General features: G+C 65.4%; 25 protein-coding genes. 14 read left to right on the top strand and 11 right to left on the bottom strand.

Going from position 1 to position 23,257, the window contains the following annotated elements; genetic code table 11:
• Nucleotides 1–86: 86 nt before the first annotated feature.
• Nucleotides 87–1,090 (bottom strand): IS630 family transposase gene (locus QVG61_RS00260; protein ID WP_289930011.1). Its coding sequence is split into 2 segments (ribosomal slippage): nt 87–625 and nt 625–1,090, totalling 1,005 coding nucleotides; the frame shifts between segments, so codons are not numbered across the junction.
• Nucleotides 1,091–1,150: 60 nt separating this feature from the next.
• On the opposite strand from QVG61_RS00260, the gene QVG61_RS00255 reads away from it, so the two are divergent.
• Entirely contained in the window at nt 1,151–1,327 is a 177-nt protein-coding gene (locus tag QVG61_RS00255) for a type II toxin-antitoxin system RelE/ParE family toxin (protein WP_289931291.1), read from the top strand.
• 798 nt (nt 1,328–2,125) lie between these two features.
• On the opposite strand, the gene QVG61_RS00250 is transcribed toward QVG61_RS00255, so the two are convergent.
• From QVG61_RS00250 to gpmI, 9 genes are all read right to left on the bottom strand, one after another.
• Entirely contained in the window at nt 2,126–3,112 is a 987-nt protein-coding gene (locus tag QVG61_RS00250) for a metallophosphoesterase (RefSeq protein WP_289931290.1), read from the bottom strand.
• The gene (locus QVG61_RS00245; RefSeq protein ID WP_289931289.1) at nt 3,103–3,768 is read right to left on the bottom strand and encodes a hypothetical protein; all 666 of its coding nucleotides are present in this window, start codon (nt 3,766–3,768) and stop codon (nt 3,103–3,105) included. The genes QVG61_RS00250 and QVG61_RS00245 overlap by 10 nt, the downstream gene beginning before the upstream one ends.
• A gap of 121 nt (nt 3,769–3,889) precedes the next feature.
• Nucleotides 3,890–4,033 carry a hypothetical protein gene (locus QVG61_RS00240; protein WP_289931288.1) on the bottom strand — a complete coding sequence of 48 codons (144 nt, stop codon included), beginning with the start codon at nt 4,031–4,033 and terminating at the stop codon, nt 3,890–3,892.
• Nucleotides 4,034–4,975: 942 nt separating this feature from the next.
• A complete protein-coding gene (locus tag QVG61_RS00235; RefSeq protein ID WP_289931287.1) occupies nt 4,976–5,956 on the bottom strand; it encodes a TIGR00341 family protein in 981 nt (326 codons plus the stop codon).
• Nucleotides 5,957–5,976: 20 nt separating this feature from the next.
• Nucleotides 5,977–6,534 (bottom strand): DJ-1 family glyoxalase III, encoded by a 558-nt coding sequence (locus QVG61_RS00230; protein WP_289931286.1) that lies wholly within the window; start codon nt 6,532–6,534, stop codon nt 5,977–5,979.
• Complete coding sequence (locus tag QVG61_RS00225) at nt 6,510–7,325, bottom strand: divergent polysaccharide deacetylase family protein (RefSeq protein ID WP_289931285.1); 816 nt, start codon at nt 7,323–7,325, stop codon at nt 6,510–6,512. The genes QVG61_RS00230 and QVG61_RS00225 overlap by 25 nt, the downstream gene beginning before the upstream one ends.
• A complete protein-coding gene (locus QVG61_RS00220; protein WP_289931284.1) occupies nt 7,322–8,626 on the bottom strand; it encodes a S41 family peptidase in 1,305 nt (434 codons plus the stop codon). The genes QVG61_RS00225 and QVG61_RS00220 overlap by 4 nt, the downstream gene beginning before the upstream one ends.
• Nucleotides 8,627–8,767: 141 nt before the next feature.
• Entirely contained in the window at nt 8,768–9,961 is a 1,194-nt protein-coding gene (locus tag QVG61_RS00215; RefSeq protein ID WP_289931283.1) for a peptidoglycan DD-metalloendopeptidase family protein, read from the bottom strand.
• Entirely contained in the window at nt 9,951–11,543 is a 1,593-nt protein-coding gene (gene gpmI, locus QVG61_RS00210; protein WP_289931282.1) for a 2,3-bisphosphoglycerate-independent phosphoglycerate mutase, read from the bottom strand. The genes QVG61_RS00215 and gpmI overlap by 11 nt, the downstream gene beginning before the upstream one ends.
• Before the next feature lie 294 nt (nt 11,544–11,837).
• Between gpmI and QVG61_RS00205 the strand changes: the two genes are divergently transcribed.
• From QVG61_RS00205 to QVG61_RS00180, 6 genes are all read left to right on the top strand, one after another.
• Complete coding sequence (locus QVG61_RS00205; RefSeq protein ID WP_289931281.1) at nt 11,838–12,161, top strand: metalloregulator ArsR/SmtB family transcription factor; 324 nt, start codon at nt 11,838–11,840, stop codon at nt 12,159–12,161.
• 107 nt (nt 12,162–12,268) lie between these two features.
• Entirely contained in the window at nt 12,269–12,694 is a 426-nt protein-coding gene (locus QVG61_RS00200; RefSeq protein ID WP_289931280.1) for a rhodanese-like domain-containing protein, read from the top strand.
• Nucleotides 12,695–12,698: 4 nt separating this feature from the next.
• Nucleotides 12,699–12,953 carry a glutaredoxin 3 gene (gene grxC, locus QVG61_RS00195; RefSeq protein WP_289931279.1) on the top strand — a complete coding sequence of 85 codons (255 nt, stop codon included), beginning with the start codon at nt 12,699–12,701 and terminating at the stop codon, nt 12,951–12,953.
• Between the two features lie 325 nt (nt 12,954–13,278).
• On the top strand, nt 13,279–13,716 hold the full coding sequence (gene trxC / locus QVG61_RS00190; RefSeq protein ID WP_289931278.1) for a thioredoxin TrxC: 438 nt from the start codon (nt 13,279–13,281) through the stop codon (nt 13,714–13,716).
• Between the two features lie 92 nt (nt 13,717–13,808).
• Nucleotides 13,809–14,291, top strand: a complete 483-nt coding sequence (gene secB / locus QVG61_RS00185) for a protein-export chaperone SecB (protein WP_289931277.1) — start codon at nt 13,809–13,811, stop codon at nt 14,289–14,291.
• Between the two features lie 12 nt (nt 14,292–14,303).
• Complete coding sequence (locus tag QVG61_RS00180) at nt 14,304–15,302, top strand: NAD(P)H-dependent glycerol-3-phosphate dehydrogenase (RefSeq protein ID WP_289931276.1); 999 nt, start codon at nt 14,304–14,306, stop codon at nt 15,300–15,302.
• Nucleotides 15,303–16,007: 705 nt separating this feature from the next.
• Here QVG61_RS00180 and trmL read toward each other — a convergent pair.
• The gene (gene trmL / locus QVG61_RS00175) at nt 16,008–16,472 is read right to left on the bottom strand and encodes a tRNA (uridine(34)/cytosine(34)/5-carboxymethylaminomethyluridine(34)-2'-O)-methyltransferase TrmL (RefSeq protein WP_289931275.1); all 465 of its coding nucleotides are present in this window, start codon (nt 16,470–16,472) and stop codon (nt 16,008–16,010) included.
• Nucleotides 16,473–16,710: 238 nt separating this feature from the next.
• On the opposite strand from trmL, the gene QVG61_RS00170 reads away from it, so the two are divergent.
• The 7 genes from QVG61_RS00170 to QVG61_RS00140 all read left to right on the top strand — a co-directional run bounded on the left by QVG61_RS00170 (nt 16,711) and on the right by QVG61_RS00140 (nt 23,254).
• The gene (locus QVG61_RS00170; protein WP_289931274.1) at nt 16,711–17,691 is read left to right on the top strand and encodes a dihydroorotate dehydrogenase; all 981 of its coding nucleotides are present in this window, start codon (nt 16,711–16,713) and stop codon (nt 17,689–17,691) included.
• Nucleotides 17,692–17,924: 233 nt separating this feature from the next.
• Nucleotides 17,925–18,515: a PilN domain-containing protein gene (locus QVG61_RS00165; RefSeq protein ID WP_289931273.1), complete on the top strand. Its 591-nt coding sequence runs from the start codon at nt 17,925–17,927 to the stop codon at nt 18,513–18,515.
• 3 nt (nt 18,516–18,518) lie between these two features.
• A complete protein-coding gene (locus tag QVG61_RS00160; RefSeq protein WP_289931271.1) occupies nt 18,519–19,178 on the top strand; it encodes a hypothetical protein in 660 nt (219 codons plus the stop codon).
• 2 nt (nt 19,179–19,180) lie between these two features.
• Nucleotides 19,181–19,498 (top strand): hypothetical protein, encoded by a 318-nt coding sequence (locus QVG61_RS00155; protein WP_289931270.1) that lies wholly within the window; start codon nt 19,181–19,183, stop codon nt 19,496–19,498.
• Nucleotides 19,495–21,264, top strand: a complete 1,770-nt coding sequence (mshL, locus tag QVG61_RS00150) for a pilus (MSHA type) biogenesis protein MshL (RefSeq protein WP_289931268.1) — start codon at nt 19,495–19,497, stop codon at nt 21,262–21,264. Before QVG61_RS00155 ends, mshL begins: the two co-directional genes overlap by 4 nt.
• 11 nt (nt 21,265–21,275) lie before the next feature.
• Nucleotides 21,276–22,181, top strand: coding sequence for an AAA family ATPase (locus tag QVG61_RS00145; protein WP_289931264.1), 906 nt, complete (start codon nt 21,276–21,278; stop codon nt 22,179–22,181).
• Nucleotides 22,178–23,254 carry a tetratricopeptide repeat protein gene (locus QVG61_RS00140; protein ID WP_289931263.1) on the top strand — a complete coding sequence of 359 codons (1,077 nt, stop codon included), beginning with the start codon at nt 22,178–22,180 and terminating at the stop codon, nt 23,252–23,254. Before QVG61_RS00145 ends, QVG61_RS00140 begins: the two co-directional genes overlap by 4 nt.
• Nucleotides 23,255–23,257 lie beyond the last annotated feature (3 nt).

The raw sequence follows: 23,257 nt of genomic DNA, 5'->3' as shown, positions 1-23,257 counted from the left end.
CTCGGACTGGCAATTCCGCTGCGCTCCATTGCCAGCCGGTTACGCGAGGCGTTATATTATTGAGCCTTGCATAAATGATGAACACATCACAAAGGAAGCTCGGCCTGTTTCCAGAACGCGGTCACCAGTGTCTTCTGGCGTCGCTGCATGGAACGGAGCCTGCGCCGGGCATAGTCACTCAATTCACCGATGTCCCTGGGACAGAAGTTACCCAGCTCATGCGGTTTGAGATGCCCGAACAGATATTCAACCGGGTTGAGCTCCGGCGAATAGGCCGGCAGGAACTCGATCTGAATCTGCCCATTGCAATCCTCGACATACTGACGGACCAGGCGGCTCTTGTGGACCTGCAGGCCATCCCAGATGATCAGCAGCTTCCTGCCGATCTGGCGCTTGAGTGCCTTGAGGAACTCGATGCACTGGGGGGCACGGATCGTACCGGGGAACAGACGAAAGTAGAAACGCCAGAAGCTGACCCCGGCGATCACCGACAGCTGCTTCCAGGTGAAGCTGTACTGGATGACAGGCGTCTGTCCCTTCGGTGCCCAGGTGCGCACCAGTGTGGGCCGTTCCGACAGACCCGATTCATCGACAAACACGATCACACGCCCCTCTTTTGCAGCGTTTTTTTTAGTGCCGGCCAGCGCTTGGTCTTCCACTCCCGCACCGCACGCTCATCGCGCTGCAAGGCGCGCCGGGCCGGCCGCTGGCAGCTGAACCCCATGCGCCCCAGCACGCGGGAGACCTGCGACTCTGACAGCTGCACCCCGAACTGCTCGTCCAGCACCTTCCGCACACGCCCCAGGGTCCAGACCTCGGTGGCAAACCCGCTGGCCAGCGCGCCTTTCAACAGGATCCGCTTCAGCTCACGCAGGTCGGCCTTGTCCAGCGAACCCGGACGGCCGCGCAGACCTGTCGACCGCAGCGCATCCAATCCGCCTTGTTCCAGGCGCCGGGCCCACCCGCAGACCGTTGATCGGGCTACTCCCACGCGTCGCGCCACTTCCGCCTGGGGGACGCCTTTCAAGAGAAGGCGGCCGGCCCGCAGTCGCCGCTTCTCCAGCTCTTTGCATTGCGTCTTGCTGTCCATGGAATCCTCCCAACATACCCGATTCCATAGACAACGAAAACAGAATAATGTTCACTATTTATGCAAGGCTCAATAATCGGCCGTGTGCTTCCTGAAATCGGCAATGAAAATATCCGGGAGCGTTTCATTTATAGCTATCGTTTAGTGTACAAAATAGAGCAGGAAAGAATCCTCATCGTCGCCGTAATACATGGAAAGCGTCTTATTGAGAATATCGAGGATAGATTTGGTGGGTAAGCACATGACCAATCGGCCCAGTCCAACGCGCGTACCGCACGCGGCTGGCCTCAGTAGTTAAGCACCTAGGTTGCAATATTATGGCGAGTTGGATGCGATATGCTGTCACTACTTTGTTACTTCCCACAATAGGGTCGGCAATCGTCAGCATGGCATTTGCGCTAGCTTTTTCTGGTGATATATCAAATGTCAAGCAAGTAGTATTGCTAGTTATACTGCTGGTAACCCCATATCTCTTAGCCTACTTTTTCGTCAAAATATTAAAAGTCGCTTGGTGGTACCCCGCCATGCTGTTAACAGTGCCGGGCATAGCATGGTTTTTAGCCGAGCTATTTTCTGGGAAAGCAAATCCTCAAATATTACTTATCCCTATAACCCTAGTATTATCGTTAGGATTGGTAGCCGGGAGATCAGCTTATAGGCATGGTCTGCGCAGCGGCGCTTAACAAGTCGTGCTAGTCAGACGCGCTATCGCGCGCGGCTGCGCTCGGAGTAGAAGAATCCAGGCCTGAGAGCGGATTCGTATCGAACTCTGTTGCAGGCAAAATATGCATACTGTCTCTAGAATTCTGTGTGAATGAAACTATGGCGCTCAGTGAATTCGAATTAAATTAAGCTTTCAAGGCTACAGCCACAAATGCTTGCTAGCGCGCCGCGCAAACCAACCATATTGGCATTTAAAAATATGGACAGGTCTTTTATATATGTTTCTGGAAAATAACTTCGGGCATTGGCCTCATTATTCGAAACCTCCTCTAAACCCTCCAATGCAGGTACGACCAGCGATAATTCTGGTGACTAAGCGACTTCCTGACGATCTACCCATACAAACCTGTCTTTACTCAATACTCTCTCACCATTCCATCGGTAAGCCACCAGCCTGCCGCCAGGCTTGGCGACACTGTAGTCGACACAAGCAATATTATTTGTCAATGGACCGAGTTCACCCTCAAGCCAGTAATGCCCAAAGAAGAGTGGCGGCTCGTCATGTGCATACTCGAGTAAATGCTCTGTCCCGATATCATCCTCGGGTATGTGCGCAATCACGCTTTCCGGTCCCATGAAGGCCTGGCGGTAGGTCGTTGCATCCTTGTCCCACCAGCGCACCCGGATGTGATGACGTCTATTGCCGTCTTTATCCCTGAAACTCGCCCCTTCTCCAAGTGGAATTTCCTTCCCTTTGAGGATCGTCTCGATCGCCCCAAACTGCCAGGCGCTCCGCTGCGAAGCGGCGTAAAGCAGATCCTGATACAGGTATTGGGAACCATGCACATCCTCGATGCGCCGGATCATGCCACTGTCCCAGCAGGCGTGCACAACACGTAGATTACCCAGATCCAGCCACAACGGCAGGGTCTTAAACCACTCGATTGCCTTTGCATAGCCTTTGGAATCATCCACGTAGGCTTCGAGAAACGCCTGATGCTGGCGTCTGTTCTTATCCGAGTGTGGCCGCAGGTAATTACCGGATTTCGGATCGGGGCTTGCGTAGGCGATGGCATTGAACTCATGGTTGCCCATGACGGCCAGCGCCGTCCCAGCCTCGATCATGCGGCGAACAGTATCGATAACCTCATGTTGCGCCGGACCCCGATCAATAAAATCGCCCAGAAAAATCATTTTGCGATCCACATGACGGTAGACGCCATCATCCTTCACATAGCCCAGCCGATCCAGCAGCGCCACGAGCGACTGGTAACAGCCGTGGATATCACCCACGATATCATAGGCCTTGTGCGCTCCATTCGAGATCATGGATTGCTCATGCTCATTGCTTAATCCCATTCTTCTTCATCGTGAGTTTCATGCTTTTTACGCCATTCCTCACCGACCCCTTCATAATAATCCGCCAATTGCGGGTAGAAACAGGAATGGGCAGACACAAACTGCAACGCCGCGTCTACATCAGGATCAAATTCAATACACTGTTCCCAATGCGCCCTGATCACTCCACCGCTAAAGATGTCCCCCTGAATCTCCGAACCATCGAGCAGCCTCACCAGCTCTCCCAGCGTTAGTGGCTCATCTGAACGGTCGAACAACGGCTGGTATACAAAACCCTCTTCTTCATATTCATTTACGATCCTGTAAATGATAACGTCGTCTTCGCGCCTCGCCCTGATACTGATCTGATCACTGGTCGTGGATGCCAGGCTGACATGCGCGATCTCGACCTCGCCGTCCAGAAGTGGCGGCAGATACTCCCCGCCCATAAGATCCGGATGTATCCTGCCCCACGCCTGTTTTTCATCTTCCGGTAGCTCCTCTCGTGCGAGGAATGGTGTAAGCCCCGGGAAGCCCTCCGTCTGCAATATCTCTCTCGCAATATCCTGACGAACCTTGCCACTGATACGACTTATGAGTTGTTCCTGTGTCAGCGCCTCGGGCCAGTATGTAGCCGGACGGTAAGAAAGATCGATATCATGAATCTGTTCCATCATTTTAGTCCTTCTGTTTCATGAAGCCGCACGGAAATGGGAGCCCAGGCTGGCCAGCCGCGGACGTTCCGGAAACAAGCGCAGGAGGGGCCCGAACCCTTCCTCACGACAATAGGCCACCAGTTCATCCCGCGTGCTTACGTAATCCTAGCGCCATGTCCGCATGTAACCACTCGAGGTCGTGATCGAGCTTTGGCGGTTCTTCCTGATCCAGCAAAGTTTCACCGAGGGGGAGGGAAAGTTGCAGAATATTTTCAGGCTTTTGCATGAAAGGTCTCCTTGTTACGTTGGCCGGCTGGTGCCGGTCAGCGAAGGGGAGACCGAACACCGCTTTAGCAGGCAATTTATCAACCGCCCCTGCAATCTGGCATCAAATCAGGCGGCTTGTGACAGGCAATAAAAAACCCGCTCAGCTTGCGCTAAAGCGGGTCTCGATGATTCTGTTCCGAAACTCGGTTTAGCTGTATTTATTTCGCGCCCGCAAGCTGAGACAAATCGGCGCGTTCGTTTCGTGTTCAATATTCGCCCATGTTTTATCTGTTGTCAATACAGCGAGCAGCCGTGTTTGAATCCGTGATTACCGGCGCCGTTCCCCATTGGTTCGCAGCATCCAGGGAATGTCTGATCAAATCGGGTTATAAACCACCAAGGGCGCCAAGAAAGCTTATGCATTCAATAAAAGCAATCTGGCATTCCTGGCGCCTTGGCGGCTATGTCAATTGATCAAGGCTTCCCTTGGTTGAACGTGACCATGCTCTTTCACTCATCATCGTGAAAGTCTATATTCCGAGCCAGTGGATAAGTTTCAACTAGCAATGTGTTCTTCCCAGGCCTCCAGAAACTGTTTCCTGTCTTTCTTCAGCATGCCAGGGTATCGTTCGCAGCTCTTGCCTTGAACCAGCCAGGGCTCCCTTTGCGGCATTGGTGGGTTGACTGAAGCCGTGCATGGGAAACCAAGTGCGGGGATCGCGGCCTGGAGGCCGCTCCTACGCGACTGGGTGGGTCGCGCCGCGATCCATAGGCCCTGGCGGCGCAGTTAAGCGGTTATCGCGGCAATGTACCCTCTATGCTTCCAGAATCGGTTTGCTGTTTTTCTTCAGCATGCCAGGGTGCGGCGTTAGTAGTTTGCCTGAAACCGTGCATGGGAAACCAGGTGCGGGAATCGCGGCCTGGAGGCCGCTCCTACGCGACCGCGTTGCGATTGCCGCCGCTAGCGCAGGTGGCTGCGCAGGTAGATGACGCCGACGAGGATGGCGAGCAGCACGGCCCAGAGGATGAAGTAGGTGGTGGTGGACTGGCGGGCCTGGCGTTTTTCCAGCCAGGTTCGCGGCTTGACGCCCTTGGCGAGGAACACCAGCTTGGCGGCGAGAATGACGCAGACCACGTTCACCGCCAGCAGCAACGCGGCACCCGCGGCCAGGGACTGCTGGCCGCTGCCCAGCATCAGGCCGAGGGTTGCGGTCGGCGGCAGCAGGGCCACGGCGACCATCACCCCGACCAGCACCGTGGACAGGCCGGCGGTCAGCGAGAGCACGGCCGCGGCGCCCGAGGCCAGCGCCACCACCACGCCATCCAGGCCGACGTCGGTGCGGGCCAGGATCTCGTGGCTGTCGAGATCCAGCGGCAGCAGGACGCCGATCAGCAGCGAGACGCCAAGCGCCAGGCCGAGTCCGGCCAGCTCGGTCTTGAACGATTGCCAGAGCAGGGCGTTGTCGCCAAGGGAGGTGGCGAAGGCGAGGGCGATGTTGGGGCCGAGCAGCGGGGCGATGACCATCGCCCCGACCACCACGGCGACGTTGTCCTCGATCAGGCCGATGGCCGCGACCAGGGTGGAGAGCAGCACCATCCACAGGTAGTTGCTGTCCAGCCGCGCACCGCGCTCGATCTGGGCATAGAGTTCCTCGCGGGTGGCGCTGACCGTCTTGCGGCCGCCGGGCTCCTCGTCCCCGGCCTGCGGCAGCACCGCGTCCACCGGCAGGATCAGGATCCGCGCGCCTTCCTCGCTGCCGATCAGGCTCTGCAGGGCGTCGACCACCGCCTGGCGCTGTTCGGCGCTGACCAGGATGCGGAAGGCGCGGCGGCCGTCGTCGGCCCGTGCGCTCCACCAGAGATCGAGTGCGCCATGCTGGCGGGCGATGCCGCTCAGGCTGTCGGTGTGGCCGGCGTCGGCAACCACCTCGATGATGCGCATGGGCTGCCTTCCCGCAACACTCAGCAGGACGGGCGCTGCAGGGCAGCCTCGACCTCGTCGCGCCTGGCCCGCCCGGCCAGCGCCTCGATCAGGCTGAGCGCGAAGTCCATGGCCGTGCCCGGCCCCTTGGAGGTGATGATGCGTCCGTCGGTCACCACCGGGGCGTCGATGTAGCGCATCCCAGGCGCCGGCTGGCGGTCGAGCACCCCCGGGTAGCTGGTCGCCTCACGGCCGTCGAGCAGGCCAGCGCTGGCCAGCACCTTGGGCGCGGCGCAGATCGCGGCCAGATAGCGGCCGGCCTCGGCCTGGCGCTGCAGCATCTGGCGCAGGCGGGAATCCGCCTCCAGGTGGTCGGCGCCGGGCAGGCCGCCGGGCAGCACGATCAGATCGAAGTCGCGGTCGGCGACCGCGTCCAGGGTGGTGTCCGGCAGCAGCACCGTGCCGCGCGAGGCGCGCACCGGCCGATCGTCGAGGCCGGCCGTGATCACCTCGATCCCTGCGCGGCGCAGCAGGTCGATGATGGTCACCGCCTCCAGTTCTTCGCAACCCTGGGCTAGTGGTACAAGGACAGTCGCCATGCCGAATCCCTCGCGTATTGCCGTTCGACCAGTTCACTGACCGGCACCAGCCGCACGCCCTCGGCAGCCAGCGCGGGCAGCAGCGTTTCGAGCGCTTTCAGGGTATCAGGATAGGGATGGCCGATACCCACCGCAAATCCCTGGCGGCGCGCCCGCTGCAGCAAGCGCCGGAACTGTCCGCGCACCGCCTCGCCCCCCGGCTCGGCATCCAGAAAGACGTCGCGCGACAGGCTGGGGATGCCGTGCTCGAAGGCCAGCCGCCGGGCCACGCTGGCGCGGCTGGTGCGGCTGTCGACGAAGAACAGCCCCGGCTGGCGGCGCAGCGCCTCCATCAGCCAGCGCATGTGGCCGGGATGGCGAGTCAGCAGGCTGCCCATGTGGTTGTTGATGCCGGCGAGATGGGGCACCCGGGCCAGGTCGTCGTTCAGGGTCTGCAGGAAGAGGCGCCGGTTCATGTCCAGGGTGAGGCCGCCGGCATCCAGCGGCCGCGGCTCCACCGCCTGCATCGGCAGGTGCAGCATGACCTCCTTGCCGGCCCGGTGTGCCTGGCGCGCCAGCATCGGGGTATGGGTGGCGTACGGCAGAAAGGAGCAGGCCACCGGGCCGGGCAGGGCGATGACCCGCTCGCCGGCGGCGCGCCGGCCGCCGAGATCGTCGATGATCAGGGCGATGCGCGGCGGCAGGCCGCTGGCGTCGCCCTGCTGGGCCCAGGGTGGCACATCGGCCGCCGCCGGGATCAGCCACAGCAGGGCGAGAAAGGCGAGCAGGGGGCGCAAGCCCCGCCGGGTCACCGCACCCGCTCCGCCTGGATCGCCAGACCCTTGAGCAGGTTGAGGGCCTCGTACAACTGGTAGTCGGACTTGGCGAGCGAGGCCTTCTTGGCCTTCTTGGGTTGCTTCTTGCCGTTCTTGGCGTTGCCGTTCTCCAGGTGACGGGACAGGTCGGCCTCCTTGATCGGCTTGAAGGCGCTCTCCACCGCAGCCACCCGCACGTTCTCCAGCTCGATGTCGGGCTTGATGCCCTCGGCCTGGATGGAGCGGCCGGACGGCGTGTAGTAACGCGCCGTTGTCAGCTTGACCGCCGTGCCACCGGACAGCGGGATGATGGTCTGCACCGAGCCCTTGCCGAAGGTCTGCTTGCCGACCAGGATCGCCCGCTTGTGGTCTTGCAGGGCACCGGCGACGATCTCCGAGGCGGATGCCGAACCCTGGTTGACCAGCACCACCAGCGGGGCGCCCTTGAGGACATCGCCCGGCGTGGCGTTGAAGCGCAGCCGCGAATCGGCCACCCGGCCCTCGGTGTAGACGATCAGCCCCTTGTCGAGGAAGGCGTCGGACACCGAGACCGCACCGTTCAGCACGCCGCCCGGGTTGTTGCGCAGGTCGAGCACCAGCCCCTTGAGCTGGCCCTCCTCCTTCTGCAGCTTGTTGATGGCACGCAACAGGCCATCGGCGGTCTTGGCCTGGAACTGGGAGATGCGCACATAGCCGAAGCCCGGCTCCAGCACCCGGCTCTTGACGCTGCGCACCTTGATGATGGCGCGGGTGATAGTGATCTTCAGCGGCTTCTCCTCACCCTCGCGAACGATGGTCAGGGTGATGTCGGTGCCGGGCTTGCCGCGCATGATCTTCACCGCGTCGTTCAGGCTCATGCCCTTCACCGGGGTGTCGTCGAGGCGGATGATCAGGTCGCCGGCCTGCACCCCGGCACGCTGGGCGGGGGTATCGTCGATGGGCGCGATGACCTTGACGAAGCCGTCCTCCATGCCGACCTCGATGCCCAGGCCGCCGAATTCGCCGCTGGTGCCGACCTGCAGCTCGCGGAACTGCTCGGGATCGAGGTAGGCGGAATGCGGATCGAGGCCGCTGAGCATGCCGCGGATGGCATTCTCCAGCAGTTGCTTGTCCTCCACCGGCTCGACATAGTCGCTCTTGATGCGGGCGAACACGTCGCTGAAGGCGCGCAGCTCCTCCAGCGGCAGGCTGGCGCGCACTGTCTCGCGGTCGGCAAACACGCCCTGGCCGATGCTGAGGGTCAAGCCCAGCAGGGCACCGCTGAGGACCAGCAGGGTCTTTTGAGTCGTCTGTTTCATCCGCTATCGTAACGGGCCGGGCCCGTCTCCATCATCCTGAGTTGGTCCGGGCGGCCCGCCTGCCGGCCCCGGCTTAAGTCGCTGTTTGAACTTGAAGTCCGTCAAAGCTGCGCCAGAACATAGCACACCCGCGGGTTTCCGTCAGCGCCGCGCCGCCGCCAAGGCTGTCGGCCGCCCGGCACACCACTTGAGGGGATCGATCGGCTTGCCGCGATGGCGCAGCTCGAAATACAGCCCGCTGCGCTCCATGCCGCCGCTGTCGCCCACGGCGGCGATCACCTCGCCCGCCTCCACCCAGTCGCCGGGTTCGCGGAACAGGGCCTGGTTGTGACCATAGAGGCTCATGTAGCCGTCGCCATGATCGAGGATGATCAGCAGGCCGAAGCCGCGCAGCCAGTCGGCGAAGGCGACCCGGCCGTGGGAGACGGCCTTCACCGGCTGCTCGGCCGGGGCGCTGATGAACACCCCGCGCCAGCGCAGGCCACCCACGCCGCGTGGCTGACCGAAGCGGGCCCGCAGCCGGCCGGCCACCGGCCAGGGCAGCTTGCGGCGCTGTTTGGCGAAGGCGAGCTGCGGGGCGCCGGCCTGCTCGACGTCGGCCAGCGCGTGGCGCAGTTCCTCGAGCAGCCCCTGCAGGCGCTGCTCGTCCCTGCGCAGCCGCTCCAGCTCGGCGCTGCCGCCGCGGATCCCGGCGCGGATCCCGGCCAGCAGCGCGGCACGCTCGGCGCGCTGCTTCTCCAGCCGGGCCAGCGCGGCCTGCTGCTCGCGGCGGGTAGCGGCCAGTTGCTCGACCTCGGCGCCGATCTCCGTCTCCAGCCGGGCCAGCGTGGCCAGGGTCTCGCGCAGGCCGCGGATCTGCCGCACCCGCGCCTGGTTGAGATAGCGGTAATAGACCAGGGTGCGGCCCAGGGCCTGCGGATCCTCGGGGCTGAGCAGCAGCTTGAGCTGTTCCTGGCGGCCGAGCAGGTAGGCGGCACGCACCTGCCCGCGCAGGCGCTCGCGGTCCGCGTCCAGCCGGACCTGCTGCTGCTGGCGCTGCGCGCGCAGCTCGTCGAGACGCCGCTGCTGCCGCTCGAGACGGGCGTTCAGCTCGTGCAGCCGGCGACCGGTGCGGCCGATGCGCCGCTCGGCCTCGCTGAGCGCCTGGCTGAGGCGGGATTCCTTGCGCCGCGCGGTCTCCAGCCGCTGCTGCACCGCGGCGATACGCTGCCGCAGCTGGTCGAGCTGGCGGCTGGTCTGGTCGGGGTCGGTGGCCGGCTGGACCGGCTGGGCGAGCAGCAGACAGAGCAGGCTCGCGGCCGGCCGCAGGCCGCGGCCTCGCCGCTCAGGCCCCACGCCGCTCCTGTTCGACTTCGACGGGCGCTGTCTCGGCGTCGGGGAATTCGACCAGGAAGGTACCGGTCATCTCCATCGGCTTCTCCAGCCCCATCAGGTGCAGCAGGGTCGGCGCCACGTCGCACAGCGAGCCGGTCGACGCCATCTGCGCCGGCCGCCCGACGTAGAGGAAGGGCACCGGATTGCTGGTGTGGGCGGTGTGCGGCTGGCCGGTCTCACGGTCGCGCATCTTTTCGGCATTGCCGTGATCGGCGGTGATCAGCGCCTCGCCGCCGACCTTCTGCAGGGCCGTGATCACCCGCCCCAGGCAGCCGTCGAGGGCCTCGATGGCCTTGACCGCGGCCTCGTAGTTGCCGGTGTGGCCGACCATGTCGGGGTTGGCGTAGTTGCAGACGATGACGTCGTAACTGCCGCCCTCGATGGCCTCGACCAGGCGGTCGGTCAGCTCGGGGGCGCTCATCTCCGGCTGCTGGTCGTAGGTGGCGACGTTGGGGGAGGGGATGAGGATCCGCTCCTCGCCCTCGAAGGGCTCCTCGCGGCCACCGTTGAAGAAGAAGGTGACGTGGGCGTATTTCTCGGTCTCGGCGATGCGCAGCTGGCGCAGGCCCAGCGCGGAGATGTACTCGCCGAACACGTTCTGCAGCCGTTCCGGCGGGAAGGCCACCGGGATGTCGAACTCCGAATTGTATTCGGTGAGGCTGACGAAGCGGCCGAGCCTGGGCATCACGGCCCGCTCGAAGCCGTCGAAATCGGGCTCGATGAACGGCCGGGTGATCTGCCGGGCACGGTCGGAGCGGTAGTTCATGAACACCACCACGTCGCCGTCCTCGACCCGCACCGGCTCGCTGCCCGGCGGGACGATGGCAGTAGCCTTGACGAATTCGTCGCTCTCGCCGCGCGCGTAGGCCATCTCCAGCGCGCTGTGGGCATCCGGCGCCTGGAATTCGCCCTTGCCCTGGGTGATCAGGTCGTAGGCGGCCTGGATCCGCGGCCAGCGGTGGTCGCGGTCCATGGCATAGTAACGCCCGATCAGCGAGGCGAAGCGACCGCCGCCGAACTCGCGGAACTTCTCCTCCATCTTCTCGATGGATTCCATGGCGCTGCGCGGCGGGGTGTCGCGGCCGTCGAGGAAGGCGTGCAGGTAGACCTTGCTCGCCCCGCGCTCCACGGCCAGCTGGACCATGGCGTGGATGTGGCACTCGTGGCTGTGCACCCCGCCCGGCGAGAGCAACCCCAGCACATGCACCGCCTTGCCGGTCTCGATGGCCAGGTCGACGGCCCCGGTGAGGGTCTTGTTGTTGAAGAAGGAGCCGGTCTTGATGGCCCGGCTGACCCGGGTGAACTCCTGGTAGACCACCCGGCCGGCGCCGAGGTTGAGGTGGCCGACCTCGGAATTGCCCATCTGGTCACCGGGCAGGCCGACCGCGGCACCCGAGGTGCGGATCAGGGTGTGGGGATAGTCCGACCACAGCCGGTCCCAGACCGGGGTGTCGGCGGCGGCAATGGCGTTGTAGTCCGTTTCTTCGCTGTAGCCCCATCCATCGAGGATGATCAGGACCATCGGTTTGGGCGTGCCCGACATGGCGTCTCTCTGTCCTTAATTCCGCAAATCTAGAACCAGTCTAGAAGAAGTCTATTCCGAAAACCCCGCAGGCAGCCAGGGGCGCACCCGGGCGACGGGGGGCAGCCGGCGGAAGGGGCGGGGACAGGCTCCTCGCCGAATAGGGCGTTGTCAGGTTCCCCGAATGGTTTATTATTGTATAGTGTTTTAGTTATAAAAGTCAGTCTCCCCTCGGGGAGAGGCATCAGCAGGAGCGGCATGTCGTATTCCCCCTTGTTCTGTACTCCAAATTGCGCACCCCTCGAGGCGAAAGCGATGAACCTGGAACCCACTAGCGAAGAACTGATCACCCGAGACGAGGATATCGAACGCGCCTCGCGTTCGTTGAAGGCGATGTCGCACCCGCTGCGGCTGAAGATCCTCTGCACCCTGGGCGACCAGGAGGTCAGCGTCCAGGACATCGTCGAGCACGTCGGCACCTCACAGAGCAACATCTCCCAGCATCTCGCCATCCTCCGCGACAAGGGCATCCTCGCCTCGCGCAAGGACGCCAACCGGGTCTATTACCGGGTCGGCGACGCCCGCACCCTGGCCCTGATCGGCATGATGCGCGACGTCTTCTGCACCCGGGAAAACTAGGGCGTGTCAACAGACAGTCCCTGACCCCCAACGACGCCGACACACACCGCCCGGGCCGCGCCCGGCATTGAAATCCGCCCGCCCGGCCCAATTACCGCAACCGAACCATGCAACAGTTCATCGAATTCATCACCAATCACTGGATGCTGTCGACGGCCCTGGTGGTCATCCTGGTCCTCCTGGTGCAGGAGGAAATCAGCCGGCGCCGCTTCGGCATCCCCCAGCTGGGACCGCTGGCAGCCACCCAGCTGATGAGCCACGAGGACGCCATACCGGTGGACGTGCGCGAGGACGAGGAATACCGCAAGGGGCACATCGCCCATGCCCTGCACATCCCGCTTGGCCAGCTCGATCAGCGCCTGGCGGAACTGGAGAAATACCGCGACCGGCCCCTGCTCCTGGTATGCCGCAGCGGCAGCCGCTCGAACCGGGCCGGCAGCCTGCTGCGCAAGGCCGGTTTCGAGTCCATCTACAACCTGGCAGGTGGCATCATGGCCTGGGAGAATGCCAACCTGCCGATCACCAGGAAGTAAGCCCATGCCGGACGTCGTCATGTACAGCACCGCATTCTGTCCCTATTGCATCCGCGCCCGGATGCTGCTGGAGCGCAAGGGGGTCGAGTACCGGGACATCCGCATCGACGAGACGCCGGCGCTGCGGGCCGAGATGGAGGCGCGCAGCGGCCGGACCTCGGTGCCGCAGATCTTCATCGGCGACACCCACGTCGGCGGCTGCGACGATCTCTACGCCCTGGAGGCCGAGGAGCGGCTGGACAGCCTGCTGCGGGACTAGCCCGGATATTGCATCCGGCCCCGGATGATGGCGTGGCCGGACCCGCCGGGGATCGCGGCCTGGGAGACCGCTCCTACGGGGCATGGCGGCACAATCTGTTGTAGGAGCGGCCTCCAGGCCGCGATTGGCGTGGTGTTATTAACCCGGCAACTGAATAGCCGTGTTCAGCCACCGGGCACACAGACGTGGACTGCGGACGGATTGCGGTGTGACTTCCAGTGCCCGCCGGGCCTGGACAACGAAAAGCCGGGAACAAGCGGGTCGCCCCGGCGGCACGCGCCGTGACTCCCGACCCGGACCGGCTGTCGAGAAAAGGAGATCGACCATGAACACTTCGCTGCTACATGTCGTCTGCCCCCATTGTGACGCCGTCAACCGGGTGCCGGCCGAGCGCCTCGCGGCCGGCGGCAAATGCGGCAAGTGTCACCTCAAGTTGTTCACCGGCCAACCGCTGACCCTGGACGCTGCGCGCTTCCAGAAACATCTCAGCCGCAGCGACCTGCCGCTGCTGGTCGATTTCTGGGCAGACTGGTGCGGCCCCTGTAAGATGATGGCGCCCGTTTTCGAACAGGCGGCCCGGCAGCTGGAACCCCGGGTCAGGCTGGCCAAGATCGACACCGAGCGCGAACGCGCCCTGTCCACCCAGCTCGGCATCCGCGGCATCCCGACCCTGATCCTGTTCCGCCAGGGCCAGGAGATCGCCCGCACCTCCGGCGCGACCAACCTGCAGGGCCTGCTCAACTGGGTGGAACAACACCTTTGAGAAGAACACCGAACATAATGGCGCCCGCGCGGATGCCCCGGCCCCTTCGCTGACGCCCATCAACCGCCAACCCAGCACAGGTAATAGACGACATGACCGAAGCCAACGCACAGAACCCCGAAGACAAGCAGTTCGCCATCCAGAAGATCTACCTCAAGGACGTCTCCTTCGAGACCCCCAACTCGCCGGAGATCTTCACCAAGGACTGGCAGCCGGAGATCAACCTCAACCTGAGCAGCGATTCCAACAGTATCGCCGAGGACGTCTACGAGGTCGTGCTGTCGGTGACCGTGACCGCCAAGCTGGGCGACCAGACGGCCTACCTGTGTGAGGTCCAGCAGTCGGGGATCTTCACCATGGCGGGCTTCAGCGAGGCCGAGCTGCACCCCATGCTCGGCGCCTTCTGCCCCAACACCCTCTATCCCTTCGCCCGCGAGGCGATCTGCGACCTGGTCATGAAGGGCGGCTTCCCGCAGCTGGTGCTGGCACCGATCAACTTCGACGCCCTCTATGCCCAGAAGGTACAGGAGATGCAGGCCCAGGTCACCGACCCCGGCCAGCCCGCCTCCCACTGAGACCGGTCCGGCATGGCGGCTGAAATCGCGGTCTTCGGTGCCGGCTCCTGGGGCACGGCGCTGGCCATCCTGCTCGCCCGCAACGGCCACCGCGTGCGCCTCTGGGGCCACCTGGAGGCAGAGATCGCGGTGTTGCGGCAGCGGCGCGAGAACCCCGAGTACCTGCCCGGCATCCGCTTCCCCGAGGGGATCGAGCCGACCAGCGACCTCGCGGCGGCCCTCGGCTGCCCGAACCTGCTGGTGGTGGTACCCAGTCACGCCTTCCGCGAGGTGCTGCGCCGGATCGCCGAACGGCTGGAACCCGGCCACCGCCTGGCCTGGGCCACCAAGGGCCTGGAGATGGCCAGTGGCAAACTGCTGCACCAGGTCGCCGCCGAGGAACTGGGCACCGACATGCCACGCGCCGTGATCTCCGGCCCGACCTTTGCCCGCGAGGTGGCGGCCGGGCTGCCCACCGCGGCGACGGTGGCCGCCGACGACCCGGCCACCGCGGCCCATTTCGCCGACCTGCTGCGCGGCGAGACCTTCCGCGCCTATACCAGCGACGATATCGTCGGCCTGGAACTCGGCGGTGCCATCAAGAACGTGCTGGCCATCGCCGCCGGCATCTCCGACGGCCTCGGCTTCGGCGCCAACAGCCGGGCGGCGCTGATCACCCGCGGCCTGGCCGAGATGATGCGCCTCGGCGAGGCGCTGGGCGGGCGGCGCGAGACCTTCATGGGTCTCGGCGGTGTCGGCGACCTGGTACTGACCTGCACCGACGACCAGTCGCGCAACCGCCGCCTTGGGCTGGCGCTGGGACAGGGCCGCAGCCGCGAGGCGGCGGAACGGGAGATCCGCCAGGTGGTGGAGGGTGCGGACACGGCGCGCGAGATCCACAAGCTCGGCAAGGCAAGGAACGTCGAGATGCCGATCTGCGAGGAAGTCTACCGGGTGCTCTATGAGGGCCTGCCACCGCAGCAGGCCGTGCATGACCTGCTGGCCCGCGAACCCAAGGCGGAGACGGCCTGACCAGGGCCTGTTGCCTGTCCGATCGATTCCGGGGACGCGGCCCATCGCGGCCTGGAGGCCGCTCCTACGGGGTGTGGCGGCAATGTGGTAGGAGCGGCCTCCAGGCCGCGATCGAGGGGCATCAACCGTTGTGGCCTCGTCGAGGCGGTACCGAGGATGGCCACGAAACCCGCGAAACCCGCGAAAAGATCGATGGCCACGGAATCCACGCGCCGCCACGGCGGCAATCGCGGCGGGGACGCCGCTCCTACAGGGGCCGGGCGGCACGATTCATTGTAGGAGCGGCCTCCAGGCCGCGATCGAGGGGCAGCAACCGTTGTGGCCTCGTCAGGCGGCACCGAGGATGGCCACGAAACCCGCGAAACCCGCGAAACCCACGAAAAGACCGATGGCCACGGAATCCACGGAAACTCCCCTGGCTGGTGTGCGCTATGGCCTGTAGAGCGGATTCTTGCCGCGACTGTGGCAATCGCGGCCTGGAGACCGCTCCTACGATGGGGTGACGGCATGATTCATTGTAGGAGCGGCCTCCAGGCCGCGATCGAGGGGCATCAACCGTTGTGGCCTCGTCAGGCGGCACCGAGGATGGCCACGAAACCCGCGAAACCCGCGAAACCCGCGAAAAGATCGATGGCCACGGAAAACACGGAAACTTCCCTGGCTGGTGTGCGCTATGGCCTGTAGAGCGGATTCTTGCCGCGACGGCTAGCCACTCCCTTCGAATCCCGTCTGCCGCCAGGCCTCGAACACCACCACCGCCACGGCATTGGACAGATTGAGGCTGCGGCTGCCCGGCTGCATCGGCAGGCGCAGCACCCGTTCCGCCGGCAGGGTATCGAGCAGGGCCTGCGGCAGACCACGGGTCTCGGGTCCGAACAGCAAGGCATCGCCGGTGGCGAAACGGACATCGGCATGGCAGCGGCGGCCGCGGGTCGAGAGGGCGAACAGCCGCGGCGGCCGGACGTCTTCGACGAAGGCACCCAGATCGGGGTAATCCCTCACATTCGCCCATTCGTGGTAATCCAGCCCGGCGCGGCGCAACCTCTTGTCGTCCAGCTCGAATCCCAACGGCCGGATCAGATGCAGATGGCTGCCGGTGTTGGCGCAAAGGCGTATGATATTGCCGGTATTGGGCGGTATCTCCGGCTGATAGAGGACGACGTGAAACACTGTTCGCTCGGGTCATGTTTTCAAATTCAGCCAATGTTAACCCGGATCGAATATTGCCGCGGTCGGGTTCCCGTTCCGGTCGACTCGTGGAGACCTCCCGGCCGGCGGGAAAAAGGCGGATAACCGGAGCGAAGCGACTTCATCCGCCCCCGCCGGGCGGGAGAGCAGCCGGAGCGTCGGAGACCGGAACGGAAACCCGACCGCGGCAAAACCCGCAGGGACACACATGAACCACAGCATGCAAGAAGATTCCGAACGGCTGAAAATCGATTTCTGCGGCCTCGAATTCACGAGCCCCCTGGTGCTGCTCTCCGGCTGCGTCGGCTTCGGCGAGGAATACACCCGGGTGGAGGGCTTCTCCAACCGCGACGTGGGCGCGGTGTGCCTGAAGGGCACGACGGGCTCGGCCCGGCCCGGCAATCCGCCGCACCGGGTCTATGAAACACCGGGCGGCATGCTGAACGCCATCGGCCTGCAGAATCCGGGCGTCGACGCCGTGGTCAACGACATCCTGCCGGCGCTGGACTTCTCCGAGACCCGCTTCATCGCCAACGTCTCGGGGTCGACGCTGGAGGAATACGCCGAGGTCACCCGCAAGTTCGACGCCTCACCCATCGATGCCATCGAGGTCAACATCTCCTGCCCCAACGTCAAGCAGGGCGGCGTGGCCTTCGGCAACGACCCGGACATGTCGGCGCGGGTGGTGGAGGCCTGCCGCGCGGCCACCGAAAAACCGCTGATCATCAAGCTCTCGCCCAACCAGACGGACATCGCGGAAAACGCCCGGCGCTGCATCGAGGCCGGCGCCGATGCCTTTGCCGTGATCAACACCCTGATGGGCATGGCCATCGACATCGAGAGCCGCACGCCGATCATCGGCAACAACCAGGGCGGCCTGTCCGGCCCCGCCATCAAGCCGGTGGCCCTGCTCAAGGTGCATCAGGTGGCCCAGGTCTGCCGCCCGCACGGCATCCCCATCATCGGCCAGGGCGGCGTGGCCTCGGCGGAGGATGCGCTGGAATTCCTCATCGCCGGCGCCACCGCGGTCGGCGTGGGCACGGCGCTGTTCTATGACCCGCTGATCTGCCGCAAGATCAACGCCGGGATTCTCGACTATCTGCAGCGCCATGAATTGGGCAACGTCGGCCAATTGACGGACACCCTGATCCTCAACGAGGCCGGCCGCGGCTGCGGCTGCAATGCCATCGGCCCCCGCTGAGTCTGCCACGGGCACCGTTCCTCCCCCGCGCCGACCACCCAACCCATTGATTATCCTGCCTTTGCCCGCAAATCCCGGCCGCGCCCGGGAGTTGCCGACCACCTCAGCTTCCGGCGCTAAGTCCTTGGAGAACCCTCTTTTTTCCAGCCGCCCCTGAAGCGGGAATGGAATTTGCTTGCGGACCTGTAGGCCGGCCACGGCGGACGTGCGCCCGGCACCTGACAGGACTGCCCATGAGCGAGCTGTACCAACAGATCAACCTGTACCAGCCGGTCTTCCGGCGCGAGGAGAAATGGCTGTCGGCGACCACGCTGGCCCAGATCCCGGCGCTCGCCCTGGTATTGCTGGTGGGCAGCGGCCTCTATCTCTCGGCCCAGCTCGGCCGCCTGCAAGAGACGGCGGCCCAACTGGAAGGTCTGTACAACAGCCAGGCGCAACAACTGGAAGCGCTCAAGGCACGAGGCAACGGCCAGGAAGTGAAGGCACTCGATCAGCGCATCGAGGCCCTGCAGACACGCCTCGACGGCGGCCGGCAGCTGCTGGCCAGTCTGGATTCGCTGAGCCTGCCAAGCTCGGGACGTTTCTCCAACTACCTCGCGGGCCTCGGCCGCCAGGGTCTCGCCGGGCTCTGGCTGACCCATATCGGGCTGCAGCCGGGCCAACTCAGCCTGCGCGGCATGACCCGCAACCCGAAGCTGGTCCCCACCTATATGGACCGGCTGGTCAGCGATCCGGCCTTCGAGGGACTGCGCTTCTCGCAGGTCGAGCTGCAGCGCCAGGACGAGCGGCCGGGTGAGGCCTCCTTCCTGCTGGAGGGGCGCTGAACCATGGCCATATTGCAGCAGAGCCGCGAACGACTCCAGAACCTGGCCCAGCGGGTCGATGCACTGAGCCTGCGCGAGCGGGTCATCCTGTTGTTCGGCGGCCTGCTGCTGATCTATTTCCTCTTCAACCAGCTCTGGCTGGCCCCGCTGCTGGCCGACATCGCCGAGCAGGAAGAGCGCATCGAGGACTGGCAGAGCCGGCTCGCCGCCCTGCAGCTGGCCTCCCGGCAGCAGGCGGCCGAGGCCCGCAATCCCATCGAGTCACGGCAGCGGCGCATCACCGAGCTGGAGGCGGCCCTGGCCGAACAGCAGCGGGCGCTGGAGGCCCGGCTCGGTACCCTGCTCCGCCCCGACCAGGCGGCCGGCCTGCTGCGCGACCTGCTGCGCGACAACGCCGGCCTGGAACTGATCCGCCTGGCGGGCCAGGCCGAGCCGAGCGACGACGAGGCGGCGGACGAGGGGGAGACGGCCGCGGCCGGTGGCATCGGGCGCTATGAGCTGGAACTGCAGATGCGCGGCAGCTATCTGGCGACGCTGCGCTACCTGGAACAGATCGAAGGGCTGCCCTGGCAACTGTTCTGGGAAGACCTGGACTACCGGGTGATCGACTATCCGCAGGCCGAGATCCGGCTGCGACTCTACACCATCGGACGCAGGGGATAACCATGCAGCACCGCCTTCCTGCACTCGTTCTGCTGCTGTCCCTGCCACTGCAGGCCGCCGCGCTCAACGATCCGACCCGTCCCAGCCCGGGTCCGGGCGGAGCATCGGCCGCGACCGGCAAACCGGCCTGGCAGCTCGATTCGACCTTTGTCGGCCGCGGCCAGCGCCGCGCCGTCATCAACGGCAAGCAGGTTATCGAAGGGGGTGTCATCGACTCGGCCCGCGTCCTGCGCGTGCGCCACAGCGAGGTGGTGCTGGAAGTCGATGGCAAGGCATTCACGCTTCACCTAACGCCAGCAGGTTTCAAGAAAACACGATGAATACGACAGCAAACCCCACCCACCGCCGGCTGCAGCCGCTCTGTCTGCTGCTCGGCAGCCTGCTGGTCAGCGGCTGCCAGAGCCTGGCGCCACGCAACGAACCGTCACTGGCGGCCAATCTGCCCGCCATCGAACACAGCCTGGCACCCTCCCCTGCCAGCGCGCCGCGGGAAAGCGCACCCCAACCACCGGCCGAGGTCCAGGCCGCCCTGCTGCCGCCGCTCTCCATGGCCCTGCCCAGGGCGGCCGCGCCGAGCGAGCCGCGCTTCGACATCGCCGTCAACCAGGTGCCGGCCCGGCGCTTCTTCATGGGGCTGGTGGAGGACACGCCCTACAACATGGTGGTCCATCCCGAGGTGGAGGGAATGATCTCCCTGAACCTGAAGAACATCACCGTCGACGAGGTGATGCAGACGGTGCGTGACGTCTACGGCTACGAATACCGCAAGCTGGGCTCGGTGTACCAGGTGATGCCGGCGCGGATGCGCTCGCGGATCTTCAAGATCGACTATCTCAACGTGCAGCGCAGCGGCACCTCGCGCACCCGGGTCAGCTCCGGCCAGGTCTCGGAGACGGCCGCCAGCAACAGCAGCGAGGGCAGCGATGGCACCAGCAGCACCGACAGCAGCAGCGAGGGCAGCGGCACGCCGACCACCAGCGTCTCCGGCAGCGAGGTGGAGACCCGCTCACAGTCCGATTTCTGGGAGGAACTCAAGCAGGCGCTGACCATGCTGATCGGTGACGAGGGCGGACGTCGCGTGGTCCTCAATCCGCAGGCCGGGATCATCGTGGTCCGCGCCATGCCCGGCGAGCTGCGCGACGTCGAGGACTATCTCGCCACCCTGCAGAACGTGGTGCAGCGCCAGGTGATCCTCGAGGCCAAGATCATCGAGGTGGAACTCAACGACGGCTTCCAGTCCGGCATCAACTGGGGCGCCATCGGCCGGCCGGCCAAGGGCGAGACCCTGCAGGCCGGGCAGATCGGCGGCGGCCGCATCTTCAGCGATGGCACATCCAGCCTGGTCGACGGCACAGCCACCCTGCAGCCCGGTCTCACCACCACCAGTCTGGTCACCAGTACCTTCGGCGGCATGTTCGTGCTCAACATCAACGCCAACGACTTCAATGCCCTGATCGAGCTGCTCAAGACCCAGGGCAAGGTGCAGGTGCTGTCCAGCCCGCGCATCTCCACGGTCAACAACCAGAAGGCGGTGATCAAGGTCGGCACCGACGAGTTCTTCGTCACCGACGTCGACACCCAGACCACCACCACCAGCACCGCCAGTCTCAACCAGAACGTCAACGTCCAGCTGACACCTTTCTTCTCCGGCGTCGCCCTGGACGTGATCCCGCAGATCGACGAGGAGGGCAACGTGGTGCTGCACATCCACCCGACGGTCAGCGAGGTCACCGAGAAGACCAAGGAGATCAACGTCTCCACCACCACCACCCTGTCGGTGCCGCTGGCGCTATCCTCGATCCGCGAATCCGACACCATCATCCGCGCCCGCAGCGGTCAGGTGGTGGTGATCGGCGGCCTGATGAAGGACCAGCAGCGCGACGACCTGGCCAAGACCCCGATGCTGGGTGACCTGCCGCTGCTCGGCGGCCTGTTCCAGCACCAGCGCCAGCGCAAGACCAAGAGCGAACTGGTGATCCTGTTGCGGCCGATCGTGGTCGGTGAGGGTCAGGGCGAGTGGAACCCTGTTCTGCAGTCCAGCGCGGAACGCTTCCGCGCACTGCAGGGCGCACCACGGAGCGACTGAGGACGACGGGCATGTACCTCGAACACTTCGGCCTGCGCGAGGCCCCCTTCGCCATCACGCCGGACACCCATTTCTATTACTGCTCGCCCAGCCACCAGGAGGCGCTCAACGTGCTGCTGGTGGCGCTGCGCAGCGGTGCCGGCTTCCTCAAGCTGACCGGCGAGGTCGGTACCGGCAAGACCCTGCTCTGCCGCCGCCTGCTCAACACCCTGGACGACAGCTTCGTCACCGCCTACATCCCCAACCCCTTCCTCAACCCGACCGCGCTGCGCATGGCGCTGGCCGAGGAACTGGGGCTCGAATTCGCGCGCAACATCGGCCAGCACCGGCTGCTGAAGCTGATCACCGAGCGGCTGATCGAGCTGAACGCCGCCGGCAAGCGGGTGGTGTTGCTGATCGACGAAGCCCAGGCGATCCCCGACGATTCGCTGGAAGCCCTGCGCCTGCTCACCAATCTGGAGACGGAGAAGGACAAGCTGCTGCTGGTGGTGCTGTTCGGTCAGCCGGAGCTCGATCAGCGCCTCGAGCGGCCACGCCTGCGCCAGCTCCGGCAGCGCATCCTCTTCTCCCATCGCCTGCGGCCGCTCAGCGCCGCCGAATCCGCCGGCTACCTGCAGCACCGTCTGCAGCTGGCCGGCGCCGCGAGCGACTGCTTCACCCCCCGCGCCCTGCGCCTGCTGCACCGCGCCAGCCGCGGCATCCCCCGGCTGCTCAACGTCCTCGCCCACAAGGGGCTGATGGCTGCCTTCGGGGCCGGCCTGCAACGGGTCGATGCCGAGCAGGTGCGTCGCGCCGTGGCCGACACCGAGGACGCCAGCCCCCTGCCGGCCGCCTGGCGCCGCCCCTGGGCGCTCGGCGCCCTGGGCACCGCCGCCTGTGCCGGCATGGGCCTGCTGCTGTGGACGGCCGGCCGATGAGCCTGATCAACCAGATGCTCAAGGATCTGGAACGGCAGCGGCCGCTTGCGGCCGGCGCCGGCCAGGCCCTGGACGGCCTGCAGCCGGCCCCCGAGGCGCGGCCGCCACGGGCACGCCGCCTGTTGCTGGCGGGCCTCGGCCTGCTGCTGCTCGCTGCCGGCACCACCTACGGCTTGCGCCAGGGTCCGCCCCCGGCGCTGCCGGCCAGCCAGCCGACCACCGTTCCAGCCGCCAGCCCGGCAGCGCCGCCTGCCGCGCCGGCGGCCATGCCGCTCAAGGCCGCGGCCGACACCACCGGGCCACGCCGGGAGACCGCCGCGCCACCCGCACCGGCCCCGGCCGCCGAACCCGAACCCGAACCGGCCCCGGCCGCCAGCGGCGGGCCGTCGCGGGAGACCGCCGCGCCCCCTGCCCCGGCACGGGCCGCCGTCCCCGAACCGGCGCCGACCGCCGCGCCGCCGGCGATGCACAAGCGGCTGCGTCCGCAGACACCGGCCGAACAGGCAGAACGCATCTTTGCCCGGGCCCTCGACCAGATCGCGGCCGGCCGCTATCGCGAGGCCGAGGCGACCCTGCAGCACAGTCTGGCCGTGGATCCCGCCCACCACCGGGCCCGCGAGACCTGGGCCGCCCTGCTGCTGCGCCAGCAGCGCCCGGACGAGGCGCTGCGTCTGCTGGCCGAGGGCCTGGCCCTGGCGCCGCAGCACATCCCCTTTGCCCGCCTCTATGCCCGGCTGCTCGCCGAGCAGGGTCGGCTGGCCCAGGCCATTGAGGTGCTGGAGACGGCCCTGCCGGAGGCCACCACGGATGCCGACTATCTGGCCCTGCTGGCCGGCCTCTACCAGCGCAGCGAGCGCCATCCGGCGGCCATCCAGGCCTGGCGCGCGGCCCTCGGCCTGCGTCCCGACCAGGGCGTGTGGTGGCTGGGCCTCGCCCTGTCCCTGGAACAGAACGGCGAAGCCCCCGCGGCGCTGGGCGCCTACCGCCAGGCACGGCGCAGCGGCCTGGCGGCGCGGCTCGATGCCTTCGTCGCTTCACGACTGGCCGAACTCAGCCGCCGGAGCGGGGGCTGAACC

The organism is Thiohalobacter sp. IOR34 (genome assembly GCF_030406045.1).
GTDB lineage: Bacteria > Pseudomonadota > Gammaproteobacteria > Thiohalobacterales > Thiohalobacteraceae.
Note: the sequence above shows the minus strand (reverse complement) of the source record. Positions and strands in the feature narration are given on the sequence as shown.

Bases quoted from the DNA above. Each gene is read 5' to 3' on its own strand.
- QVG61_RS00255 (WP_289931291.1), top strand. From the start codon at position 1,151: ATGCAAGGCTCAATAATCGGCCGTGTGCTTCCTGAAATCGGCAATGAA.
- QVG61_RS00250 (WP_289931290.1), bottom strand. From the start codon at position 3,112: ATGGGATTAAGCAATGAGCATGAGCAATCCATGATCTCGAATGGAGCG.
- QVG61_RS00245 (WP_289931289.1), bottom strand. From the start codon at position 3,768: ATGATGGAACAGATTCATGATATCGATCTTTCTTACCGTCCGGCTACA.
- QVG61_RS00240 (WP_289931288.1), bottom strand. From the start codon at position 4,033: ATGCAAAAGCCTGAAAATATTCTGCAACTTTCCCTCCCCCTCGGTGAA.
- QVG61_RS00235 (WP_289931287.1), bottom strand. From the start codon at position 5,956: ATGCGCATCATCGAGGTGGTTGCCGACGCCGGCCACACCGACAGCCTG.
- QVG61_RS00230 (WP_289931286.1), bottom strand. From the start codon at position 6,534: ATGGCGACTGTCCTTGTACCACTAGCCCAGGGTTGCGAAGAACTGGAG.
- QVG61_RS00220 (WP_289931284.1), bottom strand. From the start codon at position 8,626: ATGAAACAGACGACTCAAAAGACCCTGCTGGTCCTCAGCGGTGCCCTG.
- gpmI (WP_289931282.1), bottom strand. From the start codon at position 11,543: ATGTCGGGCACGCCCAAACCGATGGTCCTGATCATCCTCGATGGATGG.
- QVG61_RS00205 (WP_289931281.1), top strand. From the start codon at position 11,838: ATGAACCTGGAACCCACTAGCGAAGAACTGATCACCCGAGACGAGGAT.
- QVG61_RS00200 (WP_289931280.1), top strand. From the start codon at position 12,269: ATGCAACAGTTCATCGAATTCATCACCAATCACTGGATGCTGTCGACG.
- grxC (WP_289931279.1), top strand. From the start codon at position 12,699: ATGCCGGACGTCGTCATGTACAGCACCGCATTCTGTCCCTATTGCATC.
- trxC (WP_289931278.1), top strand. From the start codon at position 13,279: ATGAACACTTCGCTGCTACATGTCGTCTGCCCCCATTGTGACGCCGTC.
- secB (WP_289931277.1), top strand. From the start codon at position 13,809: ATGACCGAAGCCAACGCACAGAACCCCGAAGACAAGCAGTTCGCCATC.
- QVG61_RS00180 (WP_289931276.1), top strand. From the start codon at position 14,304: ATGGCGGCTGAAATCGCGGTCTTCGGTGCCGGCTCCTGGGGCACGGCG.
- QVG61_RS00170 (WP_289931274.1), top strand. From the start codon at position 16,711: ATGCAAGAAGATTCCGAACGGCTGAAAATCGATTTCTGCGGCCTCGAA.
- QVG61_RS00165 (WP_289931273.1), top strand. From the start codon at position 17,925: ATGAGCGAGCTGTACCAACAGATCAACCTGTACCAGCCGGTCTTCCGG.
- QVG61_RS00160 (WP_289931271.1), top strand. From the start codon at position 18,519: ATGGCCATATTGCAGCAGAGCCGCGAACGACTCCAGAACCTGGCCCAG.
- QVG61_RS00155 (WP_289931270.1), top strand. From the start codon at position 19,181: ATGCAGCACCGCCTTCCTGCACTCGTTCTGCTGCTGTCCCTGCCACTG.
- mshL (WP_289931268.1), top strand. From the start codon at position 19,495: ATGAATACGACAGCAAACCCCACCCACCGCCGGCTGCAGCCGCTCTGT.
- QVG61_RS00145 (WP_289931264.1), top strand. From the start codon at position 21,276: ATGTACCTCGAACACTTCGGCCTGCGCGAGGCCCCCTTCGCCATCACG.
- QVG61_RS00140 (WP_289931263.1), top strand. From the start codon at position 22,178: ATGAGCCTGATCAACCAGATGCTCAAGGATCTGGAACGGCAGCGGCCG.